The following is a 26,641-nucleotide window of genomic DNA, read 5'->3' on the forward strand; positions in this document are numbered from 1 at the left end:
CTTGGCCTCCGACTTCACCGCGCCCGCCTCCGCGCGTGCCGGCCGCCACCGCGCCCGCCTCCGCGCGTGCCGGCCGCCACCGTGCCCGCCCTGGTACCGTCGCCGCGCGCGCCCTGGCCGCCGCCCGCTAAGCTGTTCGTGCCTGCCCACGCGCGCAGGGGCCTTTAGCTCAGTTGGTAGAGCGCCACGTTTACACCGTGGATGTCATCGGTTCGAGCCCGGTAGGGCCCACAGAGGCGGCGCCGCCCGCCCGGTCGAGCGCCACCCGCCGTCCCGTCCGCTGCACCGGAGTGGGAGGGTGGGGGGATGGGTGCGGAGCGGGTCGTCGTCGTGAGCGGGGCGAGTTCGGGGATCGGGGCCGTCGTGGCCGAGAAGGCCGCCGCGCGGGGCGACCGCGTCGCCGTCGTGGGGCGGGATGCCGGGCGCACGCGGAGCGTAGCCGCGAGGGTGGGCGGCGAGTCGTTCGTCGCCGACTTCGCGCGGCTCGACGAGGTGCGGGGGCTCGCAGAAGCGCTCACCGCCCGGTACGCGCAGATCGACGTGCTGCTCGCCAACGCCGGCGGGCTCGTCTCGAAGCGCGGGGTGACCGTCGACGGCCACGACCTCGGCTTCCAGGTGAATCACCTCGCGCCCTACCTGCTGACGCGCCTGATGCTGCCGGCGCTGCGGAGGGCCGCCGCCGAGGGGCGCGACGCCCGGGTCGTCGCGACGGCGAGTGCCGCGAACCGGTGGGGGCGCATCCGCTTCGACGACCTGGAGGGGCGGCGGCGGCCGTGGCTCGGCGGCTGGCTGCCGTACTGCACCGCGAAGCTGGCGGTGGTGCTGACGGCGAAGGAGCTGGCGCGGCGCGAGAGCGCCGTGCAGGCGTTCAGCGTGCATCCGGGGGCCGTGGTCACGTCGTTCGGCAGCGGCTCGATGCTCATCAGGGTGGGTACGGCGCTCACCGGCGGGCACTGGGGCACCACGCCCGAGGCCGGCGCCGCACCGCTCGACGCGCTGGTCTCCGACGGGCCGGTGCCCGCGCCGAGCGGCACCTACTTCGACGGGCTGAGGGCCGGCGGGCGCACTGCCAGGCAGGCCGACGACGCCGACGTCGCCCGGGAGCTCTGGGAGCGGTCGGCCGCGCTGGTCGGCCTGCCGATCGGCTAGACACGGGGCGGCGCAGAGCGCCCCGGTAGACTCGCAGACGTGCCGACCACGCTTGCCGATCTGAACGCCGCCGTCGAACGGCTGTGGCCCACCGAGTTCGCCGAGGGCTGGGACGCACCCGGCCTGATCAGCGGCGCCCCGGGCGACGAGGTGCGGCGCGTGCTGCTCGCGGTCGACGCCGTGTCCGACACCGTCGACGAGGCGCTCGAGACGAAGGCCGATGCGCTGCTCGTGCACCACCCGCTGCTGCTCCGCGGCGTCACGACCGTCGCCGAGACGGGCTACAAGGGCGCCCTCCTCGCGCGGCTGATCCGAGCGCGCTGCGGTCTCATCGCCGCCCACACCAACGCCGACATCGTCGACGACGGCACCTCGGCCGTCATCGCCACCAAGCTCGGCCTGGTCGACGTCGTGCCCATCGTCGACGGCGCGCGTGCGGGCACCGGTCTCGGCCGGGTGGGGCGGATGCCCGAACCCACCACCCTCGGCCGCCTGGCGTTAGCCCTCGGCGACGTGCTTCCCGCGACGGCCACGGGTGTGCGGGTCGCGGGCGACTACGACCAGCCCGTGTCGACCGTCTCCCTCTGCGGGGGAGCGGGCGACTCGCTGCTCGGCGATCCGGCCGTGCGTGCCTCAGACGTCTACATCACCTCCGACCTGCGGCACCACCCGGCCTCCGAGTCCCGCGAGCAGACGCTGAGCGGCAGCGGCAGCGGCAGCGGCAGCGGCGCCGGTACCGGGCCCGCCCTCGTCGACGTCTCGCACTGGGCCAGCGAGTGGCTCTGGCTCGAGACGGCCGCGGCACAGCTCGCCAAGGCGCTGCCCGACGTCGAGTTCGCTGTGAGCGAACTGCGCACCGACCCGTGGGACTTCGTGGTCACCCAGTGACCGCCACCCTCCCGACCACGGGCCCCAGACGAACCACAGACCCCAGACGAACCACAGACCCCAGACGATCCGCGAAGGACACCCGATGAAGGCTCCCGCCGCCGAACAGCTCAAGCTCCTCGACCTCCAGGCCGCCGACAACCAGGTGGCCCAGCTCGAGCACGCGCTGCGCACCCTGCCGCAGGAGAAGCGCCTCGCCGAGCTGCAGCGCGACTCCGCCGCCGCCCGCGCCGAGTACGCCTCGGTCAGCGGTGAGCTCGAGAGCGCCCAGAACGAGATCAGCCGCGTCGAGGCCGACATCCACACCGTCACGGCCCGCGAGAAGCGCGACAACGAGCGCCTGCAGGCGACCTCGTCCTCGAAGGATATCCAGGGCCTCGAGCGCGAACTGGAGTCGCTGCGCATCCGCCGCCTGACCCTCGAGGACACCGAGCTCGAGGTGATGGAGCGCGTCGAGGAGATCGAGGTGCGGCTCTCCGCCATCACCGCCCGCCGCGACGACATCGCGACCGAGGAGCGGATGCTCGCCGGCGCCCGCGACGAGCAGAAGCAGCGCATCCTGAAGCAGCTCGAGATCGCGCGCTCGGAGCGCGACGCGGTGGCCGGAGGCATCCTGCCCGAACTGCTCGCGCTGTACCAGAAGCTCCGCGAGCGCTACGGCGTCGGTGCGGCCCTGCTGCAGCGCCGGGTCTCGCTCGGCAGCAACGTCGAGCTGACCGGCACCGATCTGGCCGCGATCCGGGCTGCCGCACCCGACGACGTCGTGCTCGATCCCGAGAGCACGTGCATCCTGGTGCGCACCGACGAGTCGGGGCTGTAGGCCGAGCTCGACGAGCACCGGATGCCCGGCGGAGGTCACCCGCCGGTCTGAGGTGAATGGGCCGGCGATACGCCGGGTTCTGTAGGGAGCACGCTCCCTGACGGCCATCTATCTAGGAGCTGCGTCACCGCAGCCCTCGAGCGGTCTACCCGGAAGCTCCGCGAGCAGCCTCAACGCTTCCTGTCTGACCTTGCTCCGGGCGAGGTTTACCGAGCCGACCGTGTCACCACGGCCGCTGGTGGTCTCTTACGCCACCGTTTCACCCTTACCGCGGGCCGGAGCCCGTGGCGGTCTGCTTTCTGTGGCACTTTCTCGCGGGTTGCCCCGGGTGGGTGTTACCCACCGCCCTGCTCTGTGGAGCCCGGACGTTCCTCGGCGCCGTGCCGGACCGGAGGCCCGACGCGGCGACGCGACCGTCTGCCGGCCCATTCACGCTCTCGAGTGTAGCCGCCCGCCCGGAGGCGTCGTACTCCAGGAAGGAGGAGGTCCTACTCCAGGAAGGTCGTGCGCATCGTCGACAGGCTGGCCGCGCCCAGGATGCCCGCGTTGTTGCGCAGCGTTGCCGGAACGATCGGCGTGTCGAGCTTCAGCAGCGGCAGGAACTCCTCGTGGTGCTTCGAGACGCCGCCGCCCACGATGAAGCCGTCGGGGGAGAACAGGGCCTCGAGGCGCTCGTAGTAGACCTGCAGGCGCTCGGCCCACTTCTTCCAGCTGAGGTCCTCGCGCTCCTTGGCCGAGTACGCGGCCCTCGTCTCGTAGTCCACGCCGCCGATCTCGAGGTGGCCGAGCTCGGCGTTCGGGGTGAGCACGCCGTTGTAGATCAGCGCGGTGCCGATGCCGGTGCCGAGGGTGGTCAGGATGATCAGCCCGCTCTTGCCCTTCGCCGCGCCGTAGCGCACCTCCGCGAAGCCCGCGGCATCGGCGTCGTTGACGAAGGTGATGTCGCGGCCGAGCGTCTTCTCGAACAGCTTCTCGGCCTCGAAGCCGATCCACTTCTTCGACACGTTCGCCGCCGACATCGTGACGCCGTGGCGCACGACGGCCGGGAAGCAGATGCCCACGGTGGCCGACGCCGGAATATCGCCGAGCGACTCCATCAGGTCGGTGACCGTCTTGGCGATGTCGTCGGGCTTGCCGCCCTCAGGGGTGGCGAACTTTTTGCGGTCGGTGAGCAGCTCGCCCGTCGTCACGTCGACGATGGCGCCCTTGATGCCGGTTCCGCCGATGTCGATACCGACGGCGACGGTGTCGGGGGTGTTCGCGGTCACCGGTTCTCGTTCGCGTCGTCCTCGGCCCACTTGGCGCTGTTCGCGCGGAGGGTCTCGAGCGCGTGCTCGGCCTCTTCGTGGGTCTCGAACGGCCCGACGCGGTCGACGACCGAGGACTCGTAGCCCTTCTCGACCTGGCCGGTCTTCATGTTGTACCAGTACTGCGTCGACGGGTCGTCGCTCATCGTGTCCTCCGTGGGCTCGGTGTCCAGCTGTGCGTCAGTGTCCAGCTGTGTCAGGGGGAGTTTATTCGTAGCTGTGCTCGGGGCCCGGGTAGGCGCCCTCGGCGACGTCGCCGCGGAACGCGGTCACCGCCTCCGTCAGCGCACCCCGCAGGTCGGCGTACTGCTTGACGAACTTCGGCACGCGGCCGGTCGAGAAGCCGGCGAAGTCGGTCCAGACGAGCAGCTGGCCGTCGACGTGGGGGCCGGCGCCGACACCGATGGTGGGGATGCGCAGCCGCTCGGTGACGCGACGGGCGGCCTCGGCCGGCACCATCTCGAGCACCACGGCGAACGCCCCGGCCTCCTCGACCGCCAGCGCGTCGTCTATCAGGGCCGCCTCGCCCTCGCCCCGGCCCTGGATGATGTGGCCGCCCAGGCCGTGCTCGCTCTGCGGGGTGAAGCCGATGTGCGCCATCACCGGGATGCCCGCGTCGACGATGCGGCGGATCTTGTCGGCGCTGCGCACCCCGCCCTCGAGCTTCACGGCGTGGGCACGGGACTCCTTCATGAAGCGCACCGCGGTGTGCAGGGCCTCCTCGGCGCTGTTCTCGTAGGACCCGAACGGCATGTCGGCCACGACGAAGGCCCGGGAGACGGCGCCCGCCACACCCCGGGCGAGCGGGATGAGCTCGTCGACCGTGACGGGCACGGTGGTGTCGTAGCCGAGCACGTTGTTGCCCGCCGAGTCGCCGACCAGCAGGAAGTCGATGCCCGCCTCGTCGAAGATCTGCGCCGAGAGCATGTCGTAGCTGGTCAGCCCGGTGATGCGGATGCCCGAGTCCTTCGCCGTCTGGAAGTGGCGGGTGCGCACCCGCTTCGCAACGGGCTTCTCCGACGGCGTCGTCTGCTCTGGCATGTCATCAGTCTAGTTCCGCGGGTTCGGCGGACGGATGCGTTAGGTTGAGGGACACGTATCCCGAATGCGTGATCCTGCACCTGGCCGAAGGGGAGACGTGGGCCGTCGAATCACCGTTCCGATCGCGGCGGCCGCCGTTCTGGCCGCCTTCATCCTCTCGGGGCCGGTGCTCGGTCAGCCGCCGGCCGCCCAGGCCGCGACGATCGCCGAGCGCAGCTGCGAGGACGGCCTCCCCGACCGCGCCGTCTGCGGCACGCTGACCGTGCCCGAGACCCGCGGCGACCCGGCGAGCCGGGCGATCGACCTGCCGTACGTGGTCATCCCGGCCGAGACCCAGCCGCCGACCGGCACCCCCGTCGTCACGATGGCGGGCGGCCCCGGCCAGAGCTCCACCGCCATCGCCGAGGCCCTGGCGGCCGACCCGCGCATCGGCGGTGGCCGTGACATCGTCGCCCTCGCGCAGCGCGGCAGCCTCGAGTCGAGCGCACCGCTGGACTGCCCGGCCGCCTCGGCCGCCTACGTCGACACGTTCACCGACGACTCCAGCCCGGCGGCCGAGATGACGACGGTGGCCGCGGAGCTGAAGGAGTGCCTGACGGCCTTCGCCGAACAGGGCGGCAATGTCTCCGCCTACACCCGCACCGACACCGCGGCCGACCTGGTGGAGCTGCGCTCGGTGCTGGCCTACCCGACCTGGACGCTGTTCGGCGACTCGTGGTCGACGAAGGTGATGCAGTCGGTCGCGATGACCGACACCGCCGGCGTGGACGCCGTGGTGCTGAACGCGTTCAGCCCGATCGACCGCGACATCAAGGGCGACGCCTACGCGGCCCTCGAGAACGCGCTGCGCACCCTGTCCGAGCGCAGCGGCGGGGAGTACGCCGATCTGAACACCGATCTCGCCGACACCGCGGCGCTGTTCAGCGACGAGCCGGTGAACGGCCTGCTGACCAACCCGTTCACGAACCGGCAGCGGTACTACTCGCTGACCGGGTCCGACGCGGTCACCATCGTGCAGCAGGCCCTCTACGACCCCGAGACGGCCGCCGCCGTGCCCTACCTGCTGCAGCGACTCGCCGACGGCAAGACCGACGCGCTCAACACGATCGTCGATCCGGTGCTGATGAACCTCTCCCGCACGAGCCTCGCCCAGTACTGGGTGGAGGCCTGCCGCGACGAGCAGCCGTTCTGGTCGCCCGACCCGCTCGAGCCGGTCGCGGAGGGCTCCGACGAGGAGCCGACGCCGAAGCCGGTGCTCACCTACCTGACGGCCGCCGACCAGCTCTGCGGGCCGCTCGGGCTGTCGGCATCCGCGGGGGAGACCCGCACGATCGTGCCCCAGCAGCAGCCGGCGCTGATCTTCGGCAGCGACACCGACCCGCTCATCCCGCTCGCCGTCGTGCAGAGCGGCACGAGCTCGTTCCCGAACAGCCAGGTGGTGACCCTGCAGGGTGCGGGGCGGGCCGGCGTGATCGCCGACCCGTGCGGCATGGACCAGCTGGCCGCCTGGCTGGGCCAGCCCGGCACCCCGGTCGAGACGACCTGCTCCGATCTCGCCGAGGCGAACCCCGCCATCTCGGCCGACGACGTGCATCCGACCTCGCGCTTCGACTCGGTCGTCACGGCCGTCGAGCGCCAGGAGCCCTTCCAGCTGACCATCCCGCTTATCTTCGGCGGCTTCGCCGGGCTGTGGTTCCTCGGCTGGCTCATCACCGTGATCGTGCAGGCGCTGCGCCGGGAGTCGATCGGCCTGCTGATCGCCACCGGCATCGCGCCGGTCACGGGCGTGGCGTTCCTCGCGGCGCTCTGGGTGACGGTCTCGTCGGCGCTGGCGTCGAGCCCCGCGTTCACCCTGGTGGGCGTGCCGACGGTCACCCCGTGGCTCGGCATCCTGCTCGGGGTCGGCTTCCTCGGCATCATCCCGGTCTGGCGCCTCGGCGGCCGGGCGGCGGCGAGCCTGGCGGCGGCGGCCACCATCGTCTGGCTCGGGATGATCGTCTGGTTCGTCTGGGTGGCGGTTCTTCCCAGCTGACCCCGGCTAGAGAGCCGGCCGGTACGTGATCGGCAGGCGCCGGTCGCGGCCGAAGGCCGTGCGCGAGATCTTCGGGCCGATGGCGCTCTGCCGGCGCTTCCACTCGGCCCGGTCAACGAGCGTCGTGATGCGCTGCACCGTCGCCTCGTCGAAGCCCAGGCCGACGATGTCGGCGATGCTGAGGCCGCCGTTGATGTAGGCCTCGAGGATGGCGTCGAGCACCTCGTAGTCGGGCAGCGAGTCCTGGTCGGTCTGCCCGGGGCGCAGCTCGGCCGACGGCGGCTTCGAGATGGAGTTCTCGGGAATCGGCGGGGTCTCGCCGAGCGCCTCGGCGTGCGCGTTGCGCCACCGGGCCAGCTCCCAGACGAGCATCTTCGGAACGTCTTTCAGCGGGGCGAAGCCGCCCACCGAATCGCCGTAGATGGTCGAGTAGCCGACCGCCAGCTCGCTCTTGTTCCCCGTGGTGAGCACGAGGTGCCCCTCCTGGTTCGACAGCCCCATCAGGATGACGCCGCGGGTGCGCGCCTGCAAGTTCTCGGCGGCGATGTCGGTGAGCCCCAGCTGGTTCTCGAACGGGATGACGAGGTCGGCGATCGCCTCGGTGCGGTAGTGCAGCCCTAGCCGCTCGGCGAGGTCGTCGGCGTCGGAGCGCGAGTGGTCGGACGACCAGCGGGAGGGCATCGAGACGCCGAACACCCGGTCGGCTCCGATGGCGTCGGCCGCGAGGGCGGCGCAGACGGCGGAGTCGATGCCTCCGGAGAGGCCGAGGATGACCGACGGAAAGCGGTTCTTCTCGACATAGTCGCGGAGGCCCAGCACGATCGCGTTCCAGATCTGCTGCCGATCATCCGGAAGCGCGGCCACGTCGGCGGCGATCGCCGGCTTCTCGGCCTCGACGGCGCCGGGGGAGAGCTCGATGCGGCGCACGTCGTCGGGCAGCTGGGCGTCGGTGGCGGCCTCGGGCTCGAGGTCGACGACGAGCAGGTGCTCGCGGAACTGGGGAGCCCGGGCCAGGATGCCGCCGTCGCGGTCGACCACGACGCTGTCGCCGTCGAAGACGAGGTCGTCCTGACCGCCCACGAGGTTGACGTAGGCGACGATCGTGTCGGTCTCGGTGGCGCGGCGGGTGACGAGCGGCAGGCGCACCTCGTCTTTGTCGCGCTCGTAGGGCGAACCGTTGATCACGACGAGCAGCCCGGCGTCGGCGCTGAGCACCCGGCCGACCGGCCCGCCGTCGCGCCAGAGGTCTTCGCAGATGAGCAGGGCCACGTCGACGCCCTTCATGCGGATGACCAGCAGCTCGTCGCCCGGGATGAAGATGCGGTACTCGTCGAAAACCGAGTAGTTCGGCAGGTGGTGCTTGGCGTAGCGCGCCACGACACGCCCGCCCTGCAGCACGCTGGCCGCGTTCTGGGCGATGGCGGTGGGGGCGTTCGACGTGCCGAGCAGGCGCGGCTCGAACGGCCCGTCGGGGTGGCCGACGATCACGGGCACGTCGCCGAGGCCGGCCTCGGCCAGCTCCTTCGCGAGGTGGTGCACGCGCTCGTGCGCCGCGCCCAGGAAGCTCGGCCGCAGCGCGAGGTCTTCGATGGGGTACCCCGAGATCGCCATCTCGCCGAACGCGACGAGGTCGCTGCCGGCCGCGGCCGCCTCCCGGGTCAGGCGGATGATCTCTCGGGAGTTCCCCTCGAGGTCTCCCAGCACGGGGTTCGTCTGGGCCAACGCTAAGCGAAGTCTCGGCATAGCCACTAGCCTAATAGGGGCATGCGCTAGTGCCGGAGAGAGGGTCTGTTCGCCAGATGGATAAGCAACGGGACTTCGTTCTTCGAACCATTGAAGAGCGGGGCATCAAGTTCGTTCGACTCTGGTTCACCGACGTGGTCGGCACCCTGAAATCCGTCGCCATCGCCCCGGCCGAGGTCGAGGGCGCGTTCGCCGAGGGCCTCGGTTTCGACGGCTCCGCGATCGAGGGCCTGACCCGGTCGTTCGAGGCCGACGTGCTCGCGCATCCCGACCCCACGACGTTCCAGATCCTGCCCTGGCGGGGCGAGATCGACCCCACCGCCCGCATGTTCTGCGACATCACGACGCCCGACGGCCAGCCCGCCGTCGCCGACCCGCGCAACGTGCTCAAGCGCACGCTGGCGAAGGCGGCCGACCGCGGCTTCACGTTCTACACGCACCCCGAGATCGAGTTCTACCTGCTGAAGTCGTCGCAGTACGGCCCCGACGGGCCCGAGCCGGTCGACTCAGCGGGCTACTTCGACAACGTGCCAGGCGGCACCGCGCACGACTTCCGTCGCCGTTCGGTTCGGATGCTCGAAGACCTCGGCATCTCGGTGGAGTTCAGCCACCACGAGGCGGGCCCGGGCCAGAACGAGATCGACCTCCGGTACGCCGACGCGCTCACCACGGCCGACAACATCATGACCTTCCGCACCGTCATCAAGGAGGTGGCGATCGAGCAGGGCGTGTACGCGACCTTCATGCCGAAGCCGCTGTCCGGGCATCCGGGATCGGGCATGCACACGCACCTGTCGCTGTTCGAGGGCGACGCGAACGCCTTCTACGAGCAGGGCGCCGAGTACCAGCTGTCGAAGATCGGCCGCAACTTCATCGCCGGTCTGCTGAAGCACGCCCCCGAGATCACCGCGGTGACGAACCAGTTCGTCAACTCCTACAAGCGGCTCTGGGGCGGCGACGAGGCCCCGAGCTTCGTCTGCTGGGGTCACAACAACCGCTCGGCGCTCGTGCGCGTGCCGCTGTACAAGCCCAACAAGGGCCAGTCGTCGCGCATCGAGTACCGCGCGATCGACTCGGCGGCGAACCCGTACCTCGCCTACTCGCTGCTCCTCGCCGCGGGGCTCAGGGGCATCGAAGAGGGCTACGAGCTGCCGCCCGAGGCCGAGGACAACGTGTGGAGCCTCACCGACGCGGAGCGCAAGGCCCTCGGCTACGACGCACTGCCGGCCTCGCTCGACCGCGCGATCAGCCTGATGGAGGAGTCGGAGCTCGTCGCCGAGACCCTCGGCGAGCAGGTCTTCAACTACGTGCTGCTGAACAAGCGGCAGGAGTGGAAGGCGTACCGCGCCCAGGTCACCCCCTACGAGCTGCAGTCCAACCTCGAGATCCTGTGAGCCCGGCCGCCCGGCCCCGTGCCGGGCGGCGGCTCCGCTGAGATGCGTCCGATGCCCCGTTCCAAGACAGCGCTCACCGATCTGGCGCGCATCGGCTTCGCCCGACTGAGCTGGGCGGCCGAGGAGCTGCCCGCCCTCGCCGAGGCGAGCTCGGTGCCGGTCGAGGAGCTGCTGTCCGCGTTCCAGGCGGCGGCCGACCCCGATCAGGCGCTCGAGGGGGTGCGGCGCTTCGGTCTGCGCTCGCCCGCCGTGCTGCAGTCGGCGTTCGCGGATGCTCGGCTGCGCGCCCGCGTGATCCGCGTGTTCGGGGCATCCGCCGGTCTCACCGACTTCTTCACCCGGCACCCGCGCGAGCTCGCGGCGCTCGACGTCGACGAGCTGCGGCTGCCCGACGCCGAGGAGGCCAAGCGGTCGCTGCTCGAGTCGGTCGGTGCCGTCGACGGCTTCTCGGCAGTCGTCGGGGAGGACGCGTGGACGGCGCTCCGGGTGCGCTACCGCGTGCTGCTCGCGCTGGTGACGGCCTATGACCTCGAGCAGCGCGACCCCGTGACCGGGCTGCCCGACGTGGCCGCCGCCCTCGCCGACCTCGCCGCCGGAGCGCTCGAGGCCGCTCTGGCCGTCGCCCGCAGCCAGCTCTCGACGAAGGGCAACGGACTCTGGCACTTTCCGGTCGACGACGTACGGGCGACCCGGCTCGCGATCATCGGCATGGGCAAGGCGGGCGCTGGCGAGCTGAACTACGTCAGCGACGTCGACGTCATCTTCGTGGGCGAGGGCTCGGGAGACCTGCCCACCTCGAGCGCCATGGAGATCGCGACCCGTCTGGCGATGGTGACCATGCGCGGCATCGGCGAATCCGGTCTGGAGCCCGGGCTCTGGGAGGTCGACCCCAACCTGCGCCCCGAAGGCAAGGCCGGCGCGCTGGTCCGCTCGCTCGAGTCGCACGCGGCCTACTACGACCGGTGGGCGAAGAACTGGGAGTTCCAGGCGCTGCTGAAGGCGCGCCCGCTCGCCGGTGACCTCGCACTCGGCGAGGAGTACACCCGGCTCGTGGCGCCCCAGGTCTGGTCGAGCGCGTCCCGTGAGAACTTCGTCGAGTCGGTGCAGCGCATGCGCGAGCGGGTCACCGAGCACATCAAGAACGACGACGTCGAGTACCAGCTGAAGCTCGGGCCCGGGGGCCTTCGCGACATCGAGTTCACCGTGCAGCTGCTGCAGCTCGTGCACGGCCAGACCGACGAGACGGTGCGCCAGCGGGGAACCCTGCCCGCCCTCGCCGCCCTCGCCGACGCCGGCTACATCGGCCGCGTCGAGGCGGTGGAGTTCGGGCAGGACTACCGCATCCTGCGGCTGCTCGAGCACCGCCTGCAGCTGCGCCAGCTCAGCCGCACCCACCTGATGCCGCGCGACGAGTCGGAGCAGCGCGTGCTCGCCCGCGGCACCGGGCTCGCCGGCAGCGCGGCCGACCTCGTCACCCGCTGGACCGCCATCAAGGTGCGCGTGCGGAGCCTGCACGAACGGCTCTTCTACCGCCCGCTGCTGGCCGCCGTCGCTGCGCTCTCGCCCGACGAGCAGGCACTGACCAGCGCGCAGGCCGAGGCCAGGCTCGCGGCCATCGGCTTCCAGAACCCGGGCGGCGCACTCGGTCACATCCGCGCCATGACCACGGGGGTGTCGCGGCGGGCGCAGATCCAGCGCACCCTGCTGCCGGTGATGCTGCAGTGGTTCGCGAACGGGGCCGACCCCGACTACGGGCTGCTGGCGTTCCGCCGCCTGTCCGACACGCTGGGGGAGACCTACTGGTTCCTGCGCATGCTCCGCGACTCCTCGGGAGCGGCCGCGCGACTGACCCAGGTGCTCTCGGGATCGCGATTCGTGGGGGAGCTGCTGGAGCGCATCCCGGAGGCCGCCGCGTGGCTCGAGAACGACGAGGAGCTGCGACCCCGCCCCCGCTCGGTGCTCGACGACGAGATGCGCTCGATCGTGGCGCGCCACGACACCCCTGACGCGGCGGCCATGGCCCTGCGCACCGCCCGCCGGCGGGAGGTGCTGCGGCTCGCGATCGCCTCCATCCTCGGCATGGTCACGGTGCAGGAGCTCGGCAAGGGCCTGACCGACGTGACGACCGTGCTGCTCGAGGGCACGCTCGCGGTCATCCGGCAGTCCGCCGCACCCGCCACCGGCGACGGCATCGAGTTCGCGATCATCGGCATGGGGCGCTACGGGGGCGGCGAGCTCGGCTTCGGCTCCGACGCCGACGTGCTCTACGTCTACCGGCCTCGCCGGGTCGACAGCGCGACCGGCCAGTCGGTGGCGCAGTTCATCGTGAACGAGCTGGTGCGTCTGACCGAGGATGCCCGGCTGCCGCTCGACCTCGACATCGACCTGCGTCCCGAGGGCAAGAACGGCCCCGCGGTGCGCTCCTTCGCGTCGTACGCCACCTACTACGAGCGCTGGTCGCTCACCTGGGAGGCGCAGGCTCTGCTGCGCGCCAACGGGGTGGCGGGCGACCGCGAGCTGATCGAGGACTTCCACGCCCTCGCCGACACGGTGCGCTACCCCGCGTCGCTGTCGGAGACCGAGGCCCGCGAGGTCAAGCGCATCAAGGCCCGCGTCGAAAAGGAGCGGCTGCCGCAGGGCGCCGATCCGGCGCGGCACCTCAAGCTCGGCCGCGGATCGCTCAGCGACGTCGAGTGGTACGTGCAGCTGCTGCAGCTGCAGCACGCCTCACCCGTCCCGTCGCTGCGCACGACCTCGACGCTGCTCGCCCTCGCCGCCGAGGAGTCGGCCGGGCTGATCAACCACGACGACGCGCGGAAGCTGCGGGAGGCGTGGCTGTTCGCCTCGCGGGCCCGCTCGGCGATGACGCTGTGGACCAACAAGACCTCCGACGTGCTGCCGTCGGACCGCCGCTCGCTCGAGGGGGTGGCGCGGCTGCTGGAGTACCCTCCGGGCTCGGCGTCGCAGCTCGAGGAGGACTACCTCGGGGTGACGCGGCGGGCGCGCACGGTGTTCGAGCGGCTGTTCTACGGGCAGTGAGGCGTTCGGGCCGGTCTACCGGCTCTTCCCTGTGCGTCCGACGCGCATCCGCCCGCCCGCTACGACGAGAAGGGCCGCACCCTCGTGAGAGGATGCGGCCCTTCATCGTGCGGAGTGCTTACACGCCGTAGTAGAGCTCGAACTCGAAGGGGTGCGGGCGCTGGGCGATGGGCTTGATCTCGTTCTCGCGCTTGTACGAGATCCAGGTCTCGATCAGGTCGGGAGTGAAGACGTTGCCCTTGGTGAGGAACTCGTGGTCGGCCTCGAGCGCGTCGAGCGCGGCGTCGAGGGTCGCGGGAACCTGCGGGATGTTCTTCGCCTCCTCGGGGGGAAGCTCGTACAGGTCCTTGTCGACGGGCTCGTGCGGCTCGATGCGGTTGGCGATGCCGTCGAGGCCCGCCATCAGCTGCGCGGCGAACGCGAGGTACGGGTTGCCCGAGGCGTCGGGCGCACGGAACTCGATGCGCTTGGCCTTCGGGTTCGTGCCCGTGATCGGGATGCGGATCGACGCCGAGCGGTTGCCGGCCGAGTAGACCAGGTTGACGGGGGCCTCGAAGCCGGGCACCAGGCGGTGGTAGGAGTTCACCGTCGGGTTCGTGAAGGCGAGCACCGCGGGGGCGTGCTTCAGCAGACCGCCGATGTACCAGCGCGCGAGGTCGCTGAGCCCGCCGTAGCCGGCCTCGTCGTAGAACAGCGGCTTGCCGTCGCTCCACAGCGACTGGTGGGTGTGCATGCCCGAGCCGTTGTCGCCGAAGAGGGGCTTCGGCATGAACGTCGCGGTCTTGCCCCAGAGGTTCGCCGTGTTCTTCACGATGTACTTGAACTTCAGGATGTCGTCGGCCGCGTGCACCATGGTGTCGAAGCGGTAGTTGATCTCGCCCTGGCCGCCGGTGCCGACCTCGTGGTGCGAGCGCTCGAGGATGAGCCCGGCGTCGATCAGCTTGAGGCAGATGTCGTCGCGCAGGTCGGCGTGCTGGTCGACCGGGCTGACGGGGAAGTAGCCGCCCTTGTAGGGCGTCTTGTTGCCGAGGTTGCCGCCCTCTTCTTCGCGGCCGGAGTTCCAGGCACCCTCGGAGGAGTCGACGGAGTAGAAGCTGGAGTTCTGCTTCACCTCGTAGCGCACGTCGTCGAAGATGTAGAACTCGGCCTCGGGGGCGAAGAACGCGGTGTCGGCGATGCCGGTCGAGGCGAGGTACTTCTCAGCCTTCTTGGCCACCTGGCGCGGGTCGCGCGAATAGATCTCGCCGTTGCGCGGGTTGTAGATGTCGAAGACGATGATCAGCGTGCGCTCGGCGCGGAAGGCGTCGATGTAAGCCGTGGAGACATCAGGGATGAGCTGCATGTCCGACTCGTGGATCGACGCGAAGCCGCGGATCGACGAACCGTCGAAGAGCTGACCGACGGCGAAGAACTCCTCGTCGACGGTGGAGGCGGGGATGTTGAAGTGCTGCTGGACCCCGGGAAGGTCCGTGAAGCGGATGTCGAGGAACTTGACATCCGTGTCCTTGATGAACTTGAGCACCTCGGAAGAATCACTGAACATGTGAGAGATCTCCAAATGGCTTGGTACAGAAACAGCTACAGATGCAGCCACTCGTCAGGATAGGGGCAGGCCGTTGCCCGACTGTGTCGCCATTGTTTCCGGGATGTTACGGCTTCCCCGGATGGGCCCCGGCGTCCGCCCATCCGGCACCGCCTAGGCTTGTGCGGTGATGACTTCCGCACCCCCGCCCGGTGGGGCAGCCCCGAGCGACTGGCCCGGGGAGCGACTCGGCCTGAACCGTGAGGGGCACGGCTCGATCGCCCGCCCCGGGCGTCGGATCGCCGCGCTCCTGATCGACTTCGCGCTCTGCTACGTGATTTATTTCGCGTTCTTCTTCGGCAGCGACTGGGCGAGCCTCTTGATCTTCATGGTCGAGCAGATCGTGCTGCTGATCCTGCTGGGCGGCGGCGTCGGGCATCTGCTGCTGGGGTTGCGACTCGTGCGGCTCGACGGGAGCTGGGCCGGGCGGTGGCGGCCGATCCTGCGCACCGTGCTGCTCGTGCTGGTGATTCCCGCCGTGATCTGGGACTCGGATCAGCGGGGGCTGCACGACGTGTTCGCGGGGACGATGCTCATTCGGCGCTGAGCGGGACGGGCATCCGCTCTCTGCTGTTCTGCTCTTCTGTGGCGGCGCGTCGTTGGTGGCGCGTCTATCTAGCGGCCGCGCTGCGGGCGCATGCGCATCGGGTCGATGCCCTTGGGGATGGGCAGCGGCGACGACGACAGCGACGTCAGCCGGTTCGACACGGCGAGCACCTCGGGCTTGGTGAGCGTGGGCTTGATCTTCCCCAGGGTGCGCGGCACACGGTGCAGCGGCACGGTGCCGGCGTCGGGGCCGACGTTGATGAAGGTGACGGGCACGTTGGGGAGGATGCGCAGCACCTTGCGCCGCTCGTCCTCCTGCATCTTGGTGGTGCGGGTCTTCGAGCCCTCGCCGATCAGCACGACGCCGCCGCGCCCGACCGCGCGGTAGACCGCGTCTTGGGTCTTGCCATTGACGGCGATGGGCATCTCGCTGCCCGTCCAGCTGCGGCGGAGCGAGCTGCGGAGCACCGCGCCCACGGCACCGGGCTGCCCCTCGATCTGCTTGTAGGCGGCGCGCTCGGCACGGCGACCGAGGATGATGAGAGCGGCGAGCAGACCCGCGAGCACGCCCGCCAGAATCCACATAACGATGCCGAAGACGTTGCCGCCCGCGAGCAGGAGCGCGAGCACGACACCGACGACGACCGGCAGGGCGAAGCCGAGCGCCATGATCCACACCGCGTGCGAGTCGTAGCGGCGGGTCATCTTGAAGACCTGCCACATCTGCTTCAGACGGCCGGGTTCTTTGGGCTTCTTGGGGGTCTTCTCGGTGTTGCGTGCCATGACTCCAAGGATACGTGCTGGCACCGACCTCGGGGGCCACGTTCTCTGCGGACGTGCGACGGGTATCGACTCCTCCACAGGGCGCCCCGGATGTTCGTTCCTCCCCAGATCGCCTCCTGACCGTCTGCGGCGCCGCCGAGGCCCGCAGGCTCGTCGCATGACCACTTCACTCGTGCCCGGCTATCTCGTTCCCGGCAACCTCGTTCCCGGCTATCGGCTGACCGAGCTCGTGGCGGTGGGGGAGCGGGCGAACGTCTTCCGGGCGCATCCCGTGAGCGACCCCCGGGCGACGGTGATCGTGAAGGTGTGGGTTCCGGATGCCCGGTCCGCGTGCCGCGCGGAGTGCGAGGTGCTGGCGCGGCGCCCCGTCGCGGCCATGCCGACGCTGCTCGCCTGCCTGCGCACCGCGCACGACGATCCCGTCACGGTGATGTCGGCGGTGGCGGGGCGCCCGGTCGCGCCGCCGGCGTTGGCACCACCCGCCGCCGCCTCGTTGGCGGCCGTCGTGGCGTCGCTGCACGCGATCGGGATCGCGCACGGGGCGCTGGAGCGGGACGCACTGCTGGTCGACGACTCTGGGGCGCTGGGGGTCGTCGGCTTCGGTCGGGCGGTGATGCTCGACGGGCCCGGCGTCGGCCCGGGCCCGGGCCTCGGCCTCGGCCTCGGCGCCTCGCGAGCCGAGTTCGACGCGGCGCGGGCGGCCGACCTGCGTGTGCTGCTGACGGTGTCGCGGGAGGCGGTCGCCTCCGGGCTCGGGCCTGGAGAGCCGCTGCGTCCGGTCGTCCCCGGGCTCGATTCGCCGGAGATCACGGGCGTGGGTCGCCCTGGCCGCGATCCCTGGCAGCCGGTGCTGTCCGAGACGCCGGTGGAGCCCGAACTGCAGTTCGTCGAGACCCTGGAGCCGGCGGCGCTGGCCGTGCGCGAGAGCTGGGTGGCGCTGCGGCGGGCGCTGGGCGGGCAGGGTCGGCGGGCTCTCCAGGGCCGCCATCGCCGGATCGCGATCGCGGGAGGAGCAGCGCTCGTGGTGGGAGTGATCGTCGCGGCGCTCGTCATCCCACCGCCCGATGCCCCCGCGAACGATGGCCGCGCGAACGGTGCCCACGTGAATGGTGAGGCGACGGGCGATGCGTCCAGCACGGTCGCGGCTTCGCTGACTCCCGTCAGCAGCCCGGGCTCGGGTGCGCCGGGCGATGGTGGGCGTTCCGAGGCGGGTCAGGCACATCCATCGCCGAGCGGGGCGGCGGGGGCCGGTCTGTTCGACGATCGGGGGGCGGATCCCGTTGCGGCGGTCGTCGCGCTGCTCGGAGCGCGGGCCCGGTGCATCCAGGGTGGCGGTGATGAGTGCCTGGTCGGGGTCGATCAGCCCGGGTCGCCGGCGTTCCTCGCCGACGCAGCGCTGATCGGAGCGTCGGCCCCAGCGAGCGGAGGTCGAACAGGCGAGACCCATGATCCGCTCGCCGAGGTCAGCGGCATCGAGGTGGTGGACGACTTCGGCGGGCTCATCCTGCTGCGGGCCTCGGCTGCGGTCGGCCGAGCGGAAGCGGACGGTCGCGCGGGCGCGGGTGGGCAGCAGGGCGCAGGTGGTCTCGAGGGCGCGGGTGGGCAGCAGGGCGCAGGTGGTCTCGAGGGCGCGGGTGGGCAGGCGGGTGCGGGTGATCAGCCGGGCGCGGACGGGGTGGGAACGGCGAAGCCGGTCTCGCTCCTCGTGGTGAGGGGCGAGACCGGCTTCAGGCTGCGCTCGTGGGAGCTCGGCGGGGCCGCTGGATCAGATGCCCAGGTCGGCCTGGAAGGCGCCCTCTTCGAGGCGGTTCTTGACCGCGGTGAGGAAGCGGGCGGCGTCCGCGCCGTCGACGATGCGGTGGTCGTAGCTCAGCGCCAGGTAGACCGTCGAGCGCACCGCGATGGCGTCGGCTCCGTCGACCTTCACGATCGCCGGCTTCTTCACGACCGCGCCGGTGCCGAGGATGGCGACCTGGGGGAGGAAGACGAGAGGCGTGTCGAAGAGCGCGCCACGCGAACCGGTGTTGGTGAGGGTGAAGGTGCCGCCGGCCAGCTCGTCGGGCTTCAGCTTGTTGTCGCGGGTGCGGGCGGCGAGGTCGGCGATCTGGGCCGCGAAGCCCGCGATGTCGAGGTCGCCGGCGTTCTTCACCACGGGGGTGAGGAGACCGCGCTCGGTGTCGACCGCGATGCTGATGCTCTCGTGGTCGGGGTAGACGATGCTGTCACCATCGACCGTGGCGTTGATGATCGGGTACGCCTTGAGGGCCTCGGCCGCGGCCAGGGCGAAGAACGGCAGGAACGAGAGCTTCTGACCGGTCTTCTCGAGGAAGCTGCCCTTCACCGAGTCGCGGAACGCCGCGACCTTGGTGACGTCGACCTCGACCACGGTCGTCAGCTGCGCCGACGCCTGCATCGAGGCCACGGCGCGCTCGGCGACGACCTTGCGGAGGCGCGACATCGGCTGCGTGGTGCCCCGGAGCGGCGAGGTCTCGAGCTTGGTGCTCGCAGCCGGCGACTCGGCGGCGGCCGGAGCGGCGGCTGGGGCCTTGGCGGCCTCGGCCGCGGCGAGCACGTCCTCCTTGCGGATGCGGCCGCCGACGCCCGAACCGGTGACGGTCGAGAGGTCGATGCCCTGGTCGTGCGCGAGCTTGCGCACGAGCGGGGTGACGTAGCCGGCGTTGGGGCCCGACTGCGCGGTGGCGTCGGCCGGCGCGGCGGCGGGGGCCGGGGCGGCAGCAGGCGCGGCCGCGGGTGCCGGAGCGGCGGGAGCGGGCGTGGCGACTGGAGCAGGAGCCGCTGCGGGAGCCGGGGCGGCCGGGGCCGGCGCGGGGGTCTCCTGAACGGGCTCGGGAGCCGACGGAGCCGGCTGCTCGGCAGGAGCCGGGGCGTCGACCGAGGGGGTGACGACCTCTTCGGGCTTCTCCTCGGCCGGGGCGGCCGGAGCCGGCTCGGCGGGAGCAGCGGCCTCGGCGGGAGCAGCCTGGGCCTCCTCGGCGGGAGCCTCGGCCGGGGCCGGAGCGGCGTCGCCGCCACCGGAGCCGTCGCCGATGCGCACGAGGGCGGTGCCGACCTCGACGGTCTCGTCCTCCTGCACGAGGATCTCCTCGATCACACCCGAGACGGGCGAGGGGATCTCGGTGTCGACCTTGTCGGTCGAGACCTCGAGAAGCGGCTCATCGACCTCGACGCGATCGCCGACGTTCTTGAGCCACCGGGTGACCGTTCCTTCGGTGACACTCTCACCGAGTGCGGGAAGGTTGACGGATTCGCTCATGACCTTTGTCTCCTTATGGAACGGTTCTTCTTCAGCCTAGTCGGCACGGTGGGTGGGGGCACGGCCCCGGTCGGCGCGGCCCGGAGGCCGGCAGGATCAGATGGCGTGCAAGGGCTTCCCGGCCAGCGCGAGGTGTGCCTCGCCGAGCGCCTCGTTCTGCGTGGGGTGCGCGTGCACGAGCGAGGCCACGTCCTCGGGGTAGGCCTCCCAGTTCACGATCAGCTGGCCTTCGCCGATCAGCTCGCCCACGCGGGCGCCGATCATGTGGATGCCGATGACCGGGCCGTCGTTGACGCGCACGACCTTGACCGAGCCCGTCGTGCCGATGATGTGGCTCTTGCCGTTGCCGGCGAGGTTGTAGTCGTAGGCCGAGATCTTGTCGTCGCCGTACTTCTCCTTGGCCTTCGCCTCGGTGAGTCCGACGGAGGCGACCTCGGGGTCGGAGTAGGTGACCTTGGGGATGTTGACGTCCTCGACGACCTGCGGGTTGAGGCCCGCGATCTCCTCGGCCACGAAGATGCCCTGCTGGAAGCCGCGGTGCGCGAGCTGGAGGCCGGGCACGATGTCGCCGACGGCGTAGACGCCGGGCACGCTGGTCTGCAGGCGGTGGTCGGTGATGACGAAGCCGCGGTCGACCGTCACACCGGCCTCCTCGAAACCGAGCCCGGCGGTCGCCGGGCCACGGCCCACGGCGACGAGCAGAAGGTCGCCTTCGAAGGTCTTGCCGTCTTCCAGCGAGACGACGACGCCGTTCTCGTTCTGCGTGACGCCGGAGAAGCGGGTGCCGAGGTTGAAGGCGATGCCCCTCTTGCGGAAGGCCCGCTCGAACTGCTTCGAGATCGCCTCGTCCTCGTTGGGCACCAGGTGGGGGAGCGCCTCGACGATGGTCACGTCGACGCCGAACGACTTCCAGACGCTCGCGAACTCGACGCCGATCACGCCGCCGCCCAGGATGACGACCTTGTTCGGGATGAAGTCGAGCGCCAGGGCCTGCTCGGAGGTGATGACCCGGCCGCCGATCTCGAGGCCGGGCAGGGTGCGGGAGTAGGAGCCGGTCGCGAGCACGATCTTGCCGCCCGTGATGGTCTGGTCGCCGACCTGCACCGTGGTGGGGGAGGTCAAACGGCCCTCACCGGCGATCGTGGTGATGCCGCGCGCCTTGACGAGCCCCTCGAGGCCCTTGTACTTGGAGGCGACGATGCCCTCGCGGTAGGCGGTGACCGCGGCGATGTCGATGCCGCCGAACGTGGTGTTCACGCCGTACTTCGCCGACTCCCGCGAGACGTCGGCCACCTCGGCCGAGTGGAGGAGCGCCTTGGTCGGGATGCAGCCTCGGTGGAGGCACGTGCCGCCGACCTTGTCCTTCTCGATCATCGCGACCGTGAAGCCCAGCTGGCTGGCCCGCAGGGCGGCTGCATAGCCACCGCTGCCGCCGCCGAGAACCACAATGTCAAAATTCTGTTCCGACACCTAGCAACTCCCTCGTGCATAGAGATTCCAGCCCGCATGCGTGATTGGGCATGGAAGAAGGGCGATGTTCTTTTCGCCCCTACGACCTTACTACGCGCGGGAGAAGGCCTCGGCAAGGCGGAGCAAGGTGCGCACGGTGACTCCGGTCGGGCCCTTCACGGTATAGCCGTAGCCGCCGTCCTTGTTCTGCGCCGGGCCGGCGATGTCGAGGTGCGCCCAGGGGATCGTGACCCCGGCGTCGTCTTTGCCCACGAAGTCCTTGAGGAAGACGCCGGCGACGAGCATCCCGCCCGCGGTGTTGCCGGGCTTGACGTTGGCGATGTCGGCGATGTCGGAAGCGAGGAGCGGTCGCAGCTCCTCGGGCAGCGGCATCGGCCAGATCTTCTCACCGGCCGCGTCGGCGGCCTGGAGCACCTGGTCGACGAGGCCCTCGTCACCCATGGCGGCGGTGTAGCGGTTGCCGAGCGCGACCACGGCGGCCCCGGTGAGGGTGGCCACGTCGATGATGGCGTCGGGTTTCTCCTCGCTGGCGGCGACGAGGCCGTCGGCCATGACGAGCCGGCCCTCGGCGTCGGTGTTGAGCACCTCGACGGTGCGGCCACCGCGGATGGTCAGCACGTCACCGGGCCGGATGGCGACACCCGACGGCATGTTCTCGGCGAGGCAGAGCCACGCGGTCAGACGCACGGGCAGGTCGAGACGGGCGGCAGCCAGCACGGCGGCGAGCACCGTCGCCGAACCCGCCATGTCGTACTTCATGCCGATCATCGAGACCGGCGGTTTCAGCGACAGGCCGCCCGTGTCGAAGGTGATGCCCTTGCCCACGAGCGCGATGTGCTTCTCCGCGGCGGCCGGGTGGTACGAGACCTTCACCAGACGCGGCGGGCGGGTCGAACCCTGACCGACGCCGGCGATGCCGCCGAAGCCCTGGGCCACGAGCTGCTCCTCGTCCCACACCGCGACCTCGACGGGCAGGCCCTCCACGAGGCCCTGCACCCTATCGGCGTAGTTCGACGGGTAGAGGTCGAGCGCCGGCACGTTCACCAGGTCGCGGACGAGCTCGACGGCCTCGACCGAGATGCGGGCCCGCTCGAGCGCGGTCGCCGCGTCCTCGGCGGCGAGCGCCCCGTGCACGACCTCGAGCCGGCGGGGCGTCACGGGCTCCTCCGAGCTCGTGCCGGTGCCCCGGTAGTCGGTGTAGTCGTACGAGCCGAGGCCCGCTCCCTCGGCGACGGCTTCGAGCTCGGCGGGGGTCTCGACTCCGAAGTCGAGCACGACGGGGGCGGAGCCGGTGGCGCGGCGGCCGGCGACACCCGCGGCGTAGCGCAGGGTCTCGAGGTCGGGCTCGGCCGTGCCCAGTCCGACGACCGCCACGGTCTTCGCCGCGACACCGGCCGGGGCGGGCAGACGCACGAACTCGTCCTTCTTGCCACCGAAGCCCACGGCCTCCAGCGACGCCTCGAGCGCGGCCTCGATCTCGGTGCCGAACGAGGCGCCGAGCGATCCGCGCACGGTGACCTCACCGTCGGCGGTCGAGGCGCCGACGACGAGCACCTCCTCCTCGGTGAGCTGCTGGTCGGGGGAGCGGAGGGAGAGCGAGGCCGAAGTCATCCCGCCAGCCTAACCGGGCGGCCCCGGCCCGCCGCGCCCGGTGCTCGGCCGTATTCCCGATCCCTGTTCGCTCTCGGCATGCGACCCGCGCCAGAGGCCCGCGGGCGGCCGCGATTAGAGTTGGAGCATGGACAATCCGAGCGGTCTCTATGACGTCGTGGCCGAACCGGGCCTCGTGCCCGACGGGCTCCAGCTCGTCGCCGCTCTGTCGGGTTTCACCGACGCCGGCGGCGCGGTGGCGCAGTTCGGGGAGTACCTCCTCGACACCCTCGAGTCGACCGTCGTCGCCGAGTTCGACCCCGACATCCTGCTCGACTACCGGGCCCGCCGCCCGATCATCACCTTCGATCAGGATCACATCAGCGACTACCAGCCGCAGGCGCTGCGGCTGCACCTGATGACCGACGAGATCGGCCAGCGCTTCCTCTTCCTCAACGGTTTCGAGCCCGACTTCCAGTGGGAGCGCTTCTCGGCCGCGGTGATCGAGCTCGTGCAGCGCTTCGCGGTCAGCACCACCACGTGGGTGCACGCCATCCCGATGCCGGTGCCGCACACCCGCCCCGTGCGCGTCACGGTCAGCGGCAACCGCAGCGAGTTGACCGACGCGCTCTCGGTATGGAAGCCCACGACGCAGGCGCCGGCGAACGCGCTCCATCTGGTTGAGTACCGCCTGCAGCAGCTCGGGCATCCGATCGCCGGTTTCGTGCTGCTCGTGCCGCACTACCTGGCCGACACCGAGTACCCCACCGCGGCACTCGTCGCGGTCGAGAGCGTCAGCGCGGCGACCAGTCTGATCTTCCCGACCGACCGCCTCCGCGAGGAGGGCCGGGTCTTCGACGGCAAGATCGACGAGCAGGTGCAGTCGAACACCGAGCTGGCCCGTCTGGTGTCCACGCTCGAGGAGCGTCACGACACCTACATGGAGGGCAACGGCGTGCGTTCCCCCCTCACCGACGTCGACGGCGAGCTCCCCTCGGCCGACGAGATCGCCGACGAGCTCGAGCGCTTCCTGGCCGGCAACCGTCTGGGCGACGACGACGGGCGTCAGGCCTGAGGCGCTGAGCACCCGGTAGGGGCTCCCGCCCCGGAGTAGCATTGGCGCAGTGAACTCCCGCCGCTCCTGGATCGTTTTCGCGGTCGGTGTGTTCGCCTACATGGCGGCGGTGCTGCAGCGCTCGACCCTCGGTGTCGCTGGAGTCGACGCAGCCGACCGCTTCGAGACCTCGGCCGCCCTGCTGTCGGCGCTGGCCGTGCTGCAGCTCGTGGTCTACGCGGGGCTGCAGATCCCCATCGGCCTGCTGATCGACCGCGTCGGGCCGAAGCTCCTCATCACCACGGGTTCGGCGATCATGGTCGTCGGCCAGCTCGTGCTCGCCTTCGCGCCGTCGATCGGCGTCGCGATCGCGGGGCGGATGCTCGTGGGCGCCGGCGACGCCGCCGTCTTCATCTCGCTGATCCGCTTGATCAACTCCTGGTTCCAGGGCCGCAGCGTGCCGCTGCTGTCGCAGTGGACGGGGAACATCGGTGCGATCGGCCAGATCCTGAGCGCCCTGCCGTTCGCGTGGGTGCTGCACAACGTGGGCTGGACCCCGGCGTTCGCGGCCGCCGCCTCGCTCTCCTTCGCCGGGTTCGTGCTCGGCGTCGCGTTCCTCGCCGATCGTCCGGCGGGGGTGGCCGAGCAGCCCCGGGTGGCCTCGGTGAAGGATGCGGTGCGCGGCCTGGGTGCGACCCTCAAGCGTCCGGGCACCCAGCTCGGCTTCTGGACGCACTACGTCACCCAGTCGTCCGGAACGGCCTTCGCGCTGTTCTGGGGGTTCCCCTTCCTGGTGTCGGCCGTCGGGATCGAGCAGGGCACCGCATCCGTCGTGCTCGTGCTGATCGTGCTGACCGGGCTCGTCGCCGGGCCGATCCTCGGCATCCTGACCGCACGCTTCCCGCTGCGACGGTCGAATCTCGTGCTCGCCATCACCGCGACGCTCGGAGCGGTCTGGGCCGCCGTGCTGCTGTGGCCCGGCGTGCCGCCGTTCTGGCTGATCGTGCTGCTCGTGGTCGCGATGGGCGTCGGCGGCCCCGGCTCCCTGATCGGCTTCGACTTCGCCCGTTCGTTCAACCCCATCCGCTCCCTGGGATCGGCGAACGGCATCGTCAACGTGGGCGGCTTCACCGCGAGCTTCGTGATCATGTTCCTGATCGGCGTGATCCTCGACGCGCAGTTCGACGCGGGCTGGAGCAGCTCGCTGTACGACCTCGGAGCCTTCCGCCTCGCGTTCTCGGTGCAGTACCTCGTGATCGGGTTCGGCGTCGTCATGCTGCTGCGCGCCCGCCGCCGCACGCGGCGCAAGCTGGAGGAGGACGAGGGAATATCCGTGGGCCCCATCTGGGTTGCACTCCTCAGGACGTGGAAGCGGAGAGGGTGAGTCGTCGGGGGCGCGACGGCGAGCGGTCTTCCGTTTCCGTGTCATAATTGATATGAAGACCCGTTCCTGTGCACGGTTGCAGCGCTCCCCGAGGCTGCGCGAATCCGGCACTTGACATGGGTCTTAGTACTGTCCAAAAACATCTTCACGCAGTGGGCTCTCCGCCCGGAGCCACGAGCTCGATCCGCCCGCCGCGTGGCGTGAAAGGTGAACTAATGGCCACCCCCAAGTCCGCAGACACCCTCGAGAAGGCGACGACGCCCGACGAGGTCGAGACGGCGGCTCCCGCCGCCAAGCGGCCCGCCGCGAAGGCGAAGCCGGCCACCAAGGCCGCCGCCAAGCCGAAGACGGCGGCGAAGGCCGCACCCAAGCGCGCCACGAAGGCCAAGGCCTCCGACGACGAGGGCGAGCCCGACGACGACGCCGAGGGCGAGGTCGAGGTCGACGTCGAGTCCGACACCGAGGTGGTCGCCGAGGGCGACGCCGACGCGACCGACGCCGACGGCGACGGAGACGACGACAAGGCGACCGCTCCGGCCGCGGCCGGCGAGGCCCTTCCCTCCGGCGCGCTCGTGCTGTCGCTCGTCGACGACGAGGACGAGGTGCCGGTCTACTCGAGCACCATCACGGGTGCCACCGCCGACCCGGTCAAGGACTACCTGAAGCAGATCGGCAAGGTCGCGCTGCTCAACGCCGCCGAGGAGGTCGAGCTCGCCATGCGCATCGAGGCGGGCCTGTTCGCCGAGGACAAGCTGGCGAGCACCGAGAACATGACCCCCCAGCTCAAGCGCGAGCTGCAGTGGGTGGCGAAAGACGGCCAGCGCGCGAAGAGCCACCTGCTCGGCGCCAACCTCCGCCTCGTGGTCAGCCTCGCCAAGCGCTACACGGGTCGCGGCATGCAGTTCCTCGACCTGATCCAGGAAGGCAACCTCGGCCTCATCCGTGCGGTCGAGAAGTTCGACTACACCAAGGGCTTCAAGTTCTCGACCTATGCCACGTGGTGGATCCGTCAGGCCATCACCCGCGCCATGGCCGACCAGGCCCGCACCATCCGCATCCCGGTGCACATGGTCGAGGTCATCAACAAGCTGGCCCGCGTGCAGCGTCAGATGCTGCAGGACCTGGGTCGCGAGCCCACGCCCGAGGAGCTCAGCCGCGAGCTCGACATGACGCCCGAGAAGGTCGTCGAGGTGCAGAAGTACGGCCGCGAGCCCATCTCGCTGCACACGCCCCTCGGTGAGGACGGCGACAGCGAGTTCGGCGACCTGATCGAGGACACCGAGGCGGTCGTTCCGGCCGACGCGGTGGGCTTCACCATGCTGCAGAAGCAGCTGGAGTCGCTGCTCGACTCGCTCTCCGAGCGCGAGGCCGGCGTCATCCGGATGCGCTTCGGCCTCGGTGACGGCATGCCGAAGACGCTCGACCAGATCGGCGACACCTTCGGGGTCACGCGCGAGCGCATCCGCCAGATCGAGTCCAAGACCATGGCGAAGCTGCGCCACCCGTCCCGTTCGCAGTCGCTCCGCGACTACCTCGAGTAGGCCG

General features: G+C 70.7%; 20 protein-coding genes, 1 tRNA gene and 1 other RNA gene. 11 read left to right on the forward strand and 11 right to left on the reverse strand.

Annotated features, from left to right (window positions below; all coding sequences use genetic code 11):
* The first annotated feature begins 158 nt into the window (after positions 1–158).
* From NVV95_RS00005 to NVV95_RS00020, 4 genes are all read left to right on the forward strand, one after another.
* Positions 159–231 (forward strand) — tRNA-Val (locus tag NVV95_RS00005).
* Positions 232–306: 75 nt separating this feature from the next.
* Positions 307–1,149: an SDR family NAD(P)-dependent oxidoreductase gene (locus tag NVV95_RS00010; RefSeq protein ID WP_259484499.1), complete on the forward strand. Its 843-nt coding sequence runs from the start codon at positions 307–309 to the stop codon at positions 1,147–1,149.
* A gap of 39 nt (positions 1,150–1,188) precedes the next feature.
* Positions 1,189–2,037 carry a Nif3-like dinuclear metal center hexameric protein gene (locus NVV95_RS00015; protein ID WP_259484500.1) on the forward strand — a complete coding sequence of 283 codons (849 nt, stop codon included), beginning with the start codon at positions 1,189–1,191 and terminating at the stop codon, positions 2,035–2,037.
* An 85-nt stretch (positions 2,038–2,122) separates the two neighbouring features.
* Positions 2,123–2,857 (forward strand): zinc ribbon domain-containing protein, encoded by a 735-nt coding sequence (locus tag NVV95_RS00020; RefSeq protein ID WP_259484501.1) that lies wholly within the window; start codon positions 2,123–2,125, stop codon positions 2,855–2,857.
* A gap of 52 nt (positions 2,858–2,909) precedes the next feature.
* On the opposite strand, the gene rnpB is transcribed toward NVV95_RS00020, so the two are convergent.
* From rnpB to panB, 4 genes are all read right to left on the reverse strand, one after another.
* An RNA gene (gene rnpB / locus NVV95_RS00025) (RNase P RNA component class A) lies at positions 2,910–3,286 on the reverse strand.
* Between the two features lie 59 nt (positions 3,287–3,345).
* On the reverse strand, positions 3,346–4,125 hold the full coding sequence (gene ppgK / locus NVV95_RS00030) for a polyphosphate--glucose phosphotransferase (protein ID WP_259484502.1): 780 nt from the start codon (positions 4,123–4,125) through the stop codon (positions 3,346–3,348).
* Positions 4,122–4,310, reverse strand: a complete 189-nt coding sequence (locus NVV95_RS00035) for an SPOR domain-containing protein (protein WP_259484503.1) — start codon at positions 4,308–4,310, stop codon at positions 4,122–4,124. The genes ppgK and NVV95_RS00035 overlap by 4 nt, the downstream gene beginning before the upstream one ends.
* 61 nt (positions 4,311–4,371) lie before the next feature.
* A complete protein-coding gene (gene panB, locus NVV95_RS00040) occupies positions 4,372–5,205 on the reverse strand; it encodes a 3-methyl-2-oxobutanoate hydroxymethyltransferase (RefSeq protein ID WP_259484504.1) in 834 nt (277 codons plus the stop codon).
* A 97-nt stretch (positions 5,206–5,302) separates the two neighbouring features.
* On the opposite strand from panB, the gene NVV95_RS00045 reads away from it, so the two are divergent.
* Entirely contained in the window at positions 5,303–7,237 is a 1,935-nt protein-coding gene (locus tag NVV95_RS00045; protein WP_259484505.1) for an alpha/beta fold hydrolase, read from the forward strand.
* A 6-nt stretch (positions 7,238–7,243) separates the two neighbouring features.
* On the opposite strand, the gene NVV95_RS00050 is transcribed toward NVV95_RS00045, so the two are convergent.
* Positions 7,244–8,980 carry an NAD+ synthase gene (locus NVV95_RS00050; RefSeq protein ID WP_259484506.1) on the reverse strand — a complete coding sequence of 579 codons (1,737 nt, stop codon included), beginning with the start codon at positions 8,978–8,980 and terminating at the stop codon, positions 7,244–7,246.
* A 56-nt stretch (positions 8,981–9,036) separates the two neighbouring features.
* Here NVV95_RS00050 and NVV95_RS00055 point away from each other — a divergent pair, with 56 nt between their 5' ends.
* Together NVV95_RS00055 and NVV95_RS00060 are read left to right on the forward strand one after the other, a co-directional pair.
* Positions 9,037–10,374 carry a glutamine synthetase family protein gene (locus NVV95_RS00055; protein WP_259484507.1) on the forward strand — a complete coding sequence of 446 codons (1,338 nt, stop codon included), beginning with the start codon at positions 9,037–9,039 and terminating at the stop codon, positions 10,372–10,374.
* A 51-nt stretch (positions 10,375–10,425) separates the two neighbouring features.
* The gene (locus NVV95_RS00060; protein WP_259484508.1) at positions 10,426–13,413 is read left to right on the forward strand and encodes a bifunctional [glutamine synthetase] adenylyltransferase/[glutamine synthetase]-adenylyl-L-tyrosine phosphorylase; all 2,988 of its coding nucleotides are present in this window, start codon (positions 10,426–10,428) and stop codon (positions 13,411–13,413) included.
* Positions 13,414–13,531: 118 nt separating this feature from the next.
* Here the strand turns inward: NVV95_RS00060 and glnA are convergent, their stop codons facing one another.
* Positions 13,532–14,956: a type I glutamate--ammonia ligase gene (gene glnA, locus NVV95_RS00065; protein WP_259484509.1), complete on the reverse strand. Its 1,425-nt coding sequence runs from the start codon at positions 14,954–14,956 to the stop codon at positions 13,532–13,534.
* 169 nt (positions 14,957–15,125) lie between these two features.
* On the opposite strand from glnA, the gene NVV95_RS00070 reads away from it, so the two are divergent.
* Positions 15,126–15,542 (forward strand): RDD family protein, encoded by a 417-nt coding sequence (locus tag NVV95_RS00070; RefSeq protein WP_259484510.1) that lies wholly within the window; start codon positions 15,126–15,128, stop codon positions 15,540–15,542.
* 68 nt (positions 15,543–15,610) lie between these two features.
* Here the strand turns inward: NVV95_RS00070 and NVV95_RS00075 are convergent, their stop codons facing one another.
* The 5 genes from NVV95_RS00075 to NVV95_RS00095 form a co-directional block, all read right to left on the reverse strand.
* Positions 15,611–16,324 carry a DUF4191 domain-containing protein gene (locus NVV95_RS00075; protein ID WP_259484511.1) on the reverse strand — a complete coding sequence of 238 codons (714 nt, stop codon included), beginning with the start codon at positions 16,322–16,324 and terminating at the stop codon, positions 15,611–15,613.
* 210 nt (positions 16,325–16,534) lie between these two features.
* On the reverse strand, positions 16,535–17,134 hold the full coding sequence (locus NVV95_RS00080; protein ID WP_259484512.1) for a hypothetical protein: 600 nt from the start codon (positions 17,132–17,134) through the stop codon (positions 16,535–16,537).
* A 955-nt stretch (positions 17,135–18,089) separates the two neighbouring features.
* On the reverse strand, positions 18,090–19,598 hold the full coding sequence (sucB, locus tag NVV95_RS00085; RefSeq protein WP_259484513.1) for a 2-oxoglutarate dehydrogenase, E2 component, dihydrolipoamide succinyltransferase: 1,509 nt from the start codon (positions 19,596–19,598) through the stop codon (positions 18,090–18,092).
* 96 nt (positions 19,599–19,694) lie between these two features.
* Positions 19,695–21,068, reverse strand: a complete 1,374-nt coding sequence (lpdA, locus tag NVV95_RS00090) for a dihydrolipoyl dehydrogenase (RefSeq protein ID WP_259484514.1) — start codon at positions 21,066–21,068, stop codon at positions 19,695–19,697.
* A 90-nt stretch (positions 21,069–21,158) separates the two neighbouring features.
* Positions 21,159–22,679 carry a leucyl aminopeptidase gene (locus tag NVV95_RS00095; RefSeq protein ID WP_259484515.1) on the reverse strand — a complete coding sequence of 507 codons (1,521 nt, stop codon included), beginning with the start codon at positions 22,677–22,679 and terminating at the stop codon, positions 21,159–21,161.
* Positions 22,680–22,806: 127 nt separating this feature from the next.
* On the opposite strand from NVV95_RS00095, the gene NVV95_RS00100 reads away from it, so the two are divergent.
* From NVV95_RS00100 to NVV95_RS00110, 3 genes are all read left to right on the forward strand, one after another.
* Positions 22,807–23,733, forward strand: coding sequence for a proteasome assembly chaperone family protein (locus NVV95_RS00100; protein WP_259484516.1), 927 nt, complete (start codon positions 22,807–22,809; stop codon positions 23,731–23,733).
* A gap of 49 nt (positions 23,734–23,782) precedes the next feature.
* Positions 23,783–25,096, forward strand: a complete 1,314-nt coding sequence (locus NVV95_RS00105; RefSeq protein WP_259484517.1) for an MFS transporter — start codon at positions 23,783–23,785, stop codon at positions 25,094–25,096.
* 215 nt (positions 25,097–25,311) lie between these two features.
* Positions 25,312–26,637 carry an RNA polymerase sigma factor gene (locus NVV95_RS00110; RefSeq protein ID WP_259484518.1) on the forward strand — a complete coding sequence of 442 codons (1,326 nt, stop codon included), beginning with the start codon at positions 25,312–25,314 and terminating at the stop codon, positions 26,635–26,637.
* Positions 26,638–26,641 lie beyond the last annotated feature (4 nt).

The organism is Herbiconiux gentiana, assembly GCF_024978135.1.
In the GTDB taxonomy this organism is placed as follows: domain Bacteria; phylum Actinomycetota; class Actinomycetes; order Actinomycetales; family Microbacteriaceae; genus Herbiconiux; species Herbiconiux gentiana.

What these genes read in the sequence shown, in the direction of transcription:
- NVV95_RS00010 (WP_259484499.1), top strand. Translation starts at nt 307, where the DNA reads ATGGGTGCGGAGCGGGTCGTCGTCGTGAGCGGGGCGAGTTCGGGGATC.
- NVV95_RS00020 (WP_259484501.1), top strand. Translation starts at nt 2,123, where the DNA reads ATGAAGGCTCCCGCCGCCGAACAGCTCAAGCTCCTCGACCTCCAGGCC.
- NVV95_RS00035 (WP_259484503.1), bottom strand. Translation starts at nt 4,310, where the DNA reads ATGAGCGACGACCCGTCGACGCAGTACTGGTACAACATGAAGACCGGC.
- panB (WP_259484504.1), bottom strand. Translation starts at nt 5,205, where the DNA reads ATGCCAGAGCAGACGACGCCGTCGGAGAAGCCCGTTGCGAAGCGGGTG.
- NVV95_RS00050 (WP_259484506.1), bottom strand. Translation starts at nt 8,980, where the DNA reads ATGCCGAGACTTCGCTTAGCGTTGGCCCAGACGAACCCCGTGCTGGGA.
- NVV95_RS00055 (WP_259484507.1), top strand. Translation starts at nt 9,037, where the DNA reads ATGGATAAGCAACGGGACTTCGTTCTTCGAACCATTGAAGAGCGGGGC.
- NVV95_RS00060 (WP_259484508.1), top strand. Translation starts at nt 10,426, where the DNA reads ATGCCCCGTTCCAAGACAGCGCTCACCGATCTGGCGCGCATCGGCTTC.
- glnA (WP_259484509.1), bottom strand. Translation starts at nt 14,956, where the DNA reads ATGTTCAGTGATTCTTCCGAGGTGCTCAAGTTCATCAAGGACACGGAT.
- NVV95_RS00070 (WP_259484510.1), top strand. Translation starts at nt 15,126, where the DNA reads ATGACTTCCGCACCCCCGCCCGGTGGGGCAGCCCCGAGCGACTGGCCC.
- NVV95_RS00075 (WP_259484511.1), bottom strand. Translation starts at nt 16,324, where the DNA reads ATGGCACGCAACACCGAGAAGACCCCCAAGAAGCCCAAAGAACCCGGC.
- sucB (WP_259484513.1), bottom strand. Translation starts at nt 19,598, where the DNA reads ATGAGCGAATCCGTCAACCTTCCCGCACTCGGTGAGAGTGTCACCGAA.
- NVV95_RS00095 (WP_259484515.1), bottom strand. Translation starts at nt 22,679, where the DNA reads ATGACTTCGGCCTCGCTCTCCCTCCGCTCCCCCGACCAGCAGCTCACC.
- NVV95_RS00100 (WP_259484516.1), top strand. Translation starts at nt 22,807, where the DNA reads ATGGACAATCCGAGCGGTCTCTATGACGTCGTGGCCGAACCGGGCCTC.
- NVV95_RS00110 (WP_259484518.1), top strand. Translation starts at nt 25,312, where the DNA reads ATGGCCACCCCCAAGTCCGCAGACACCCTCGAGAAGGCGACGACGCCC.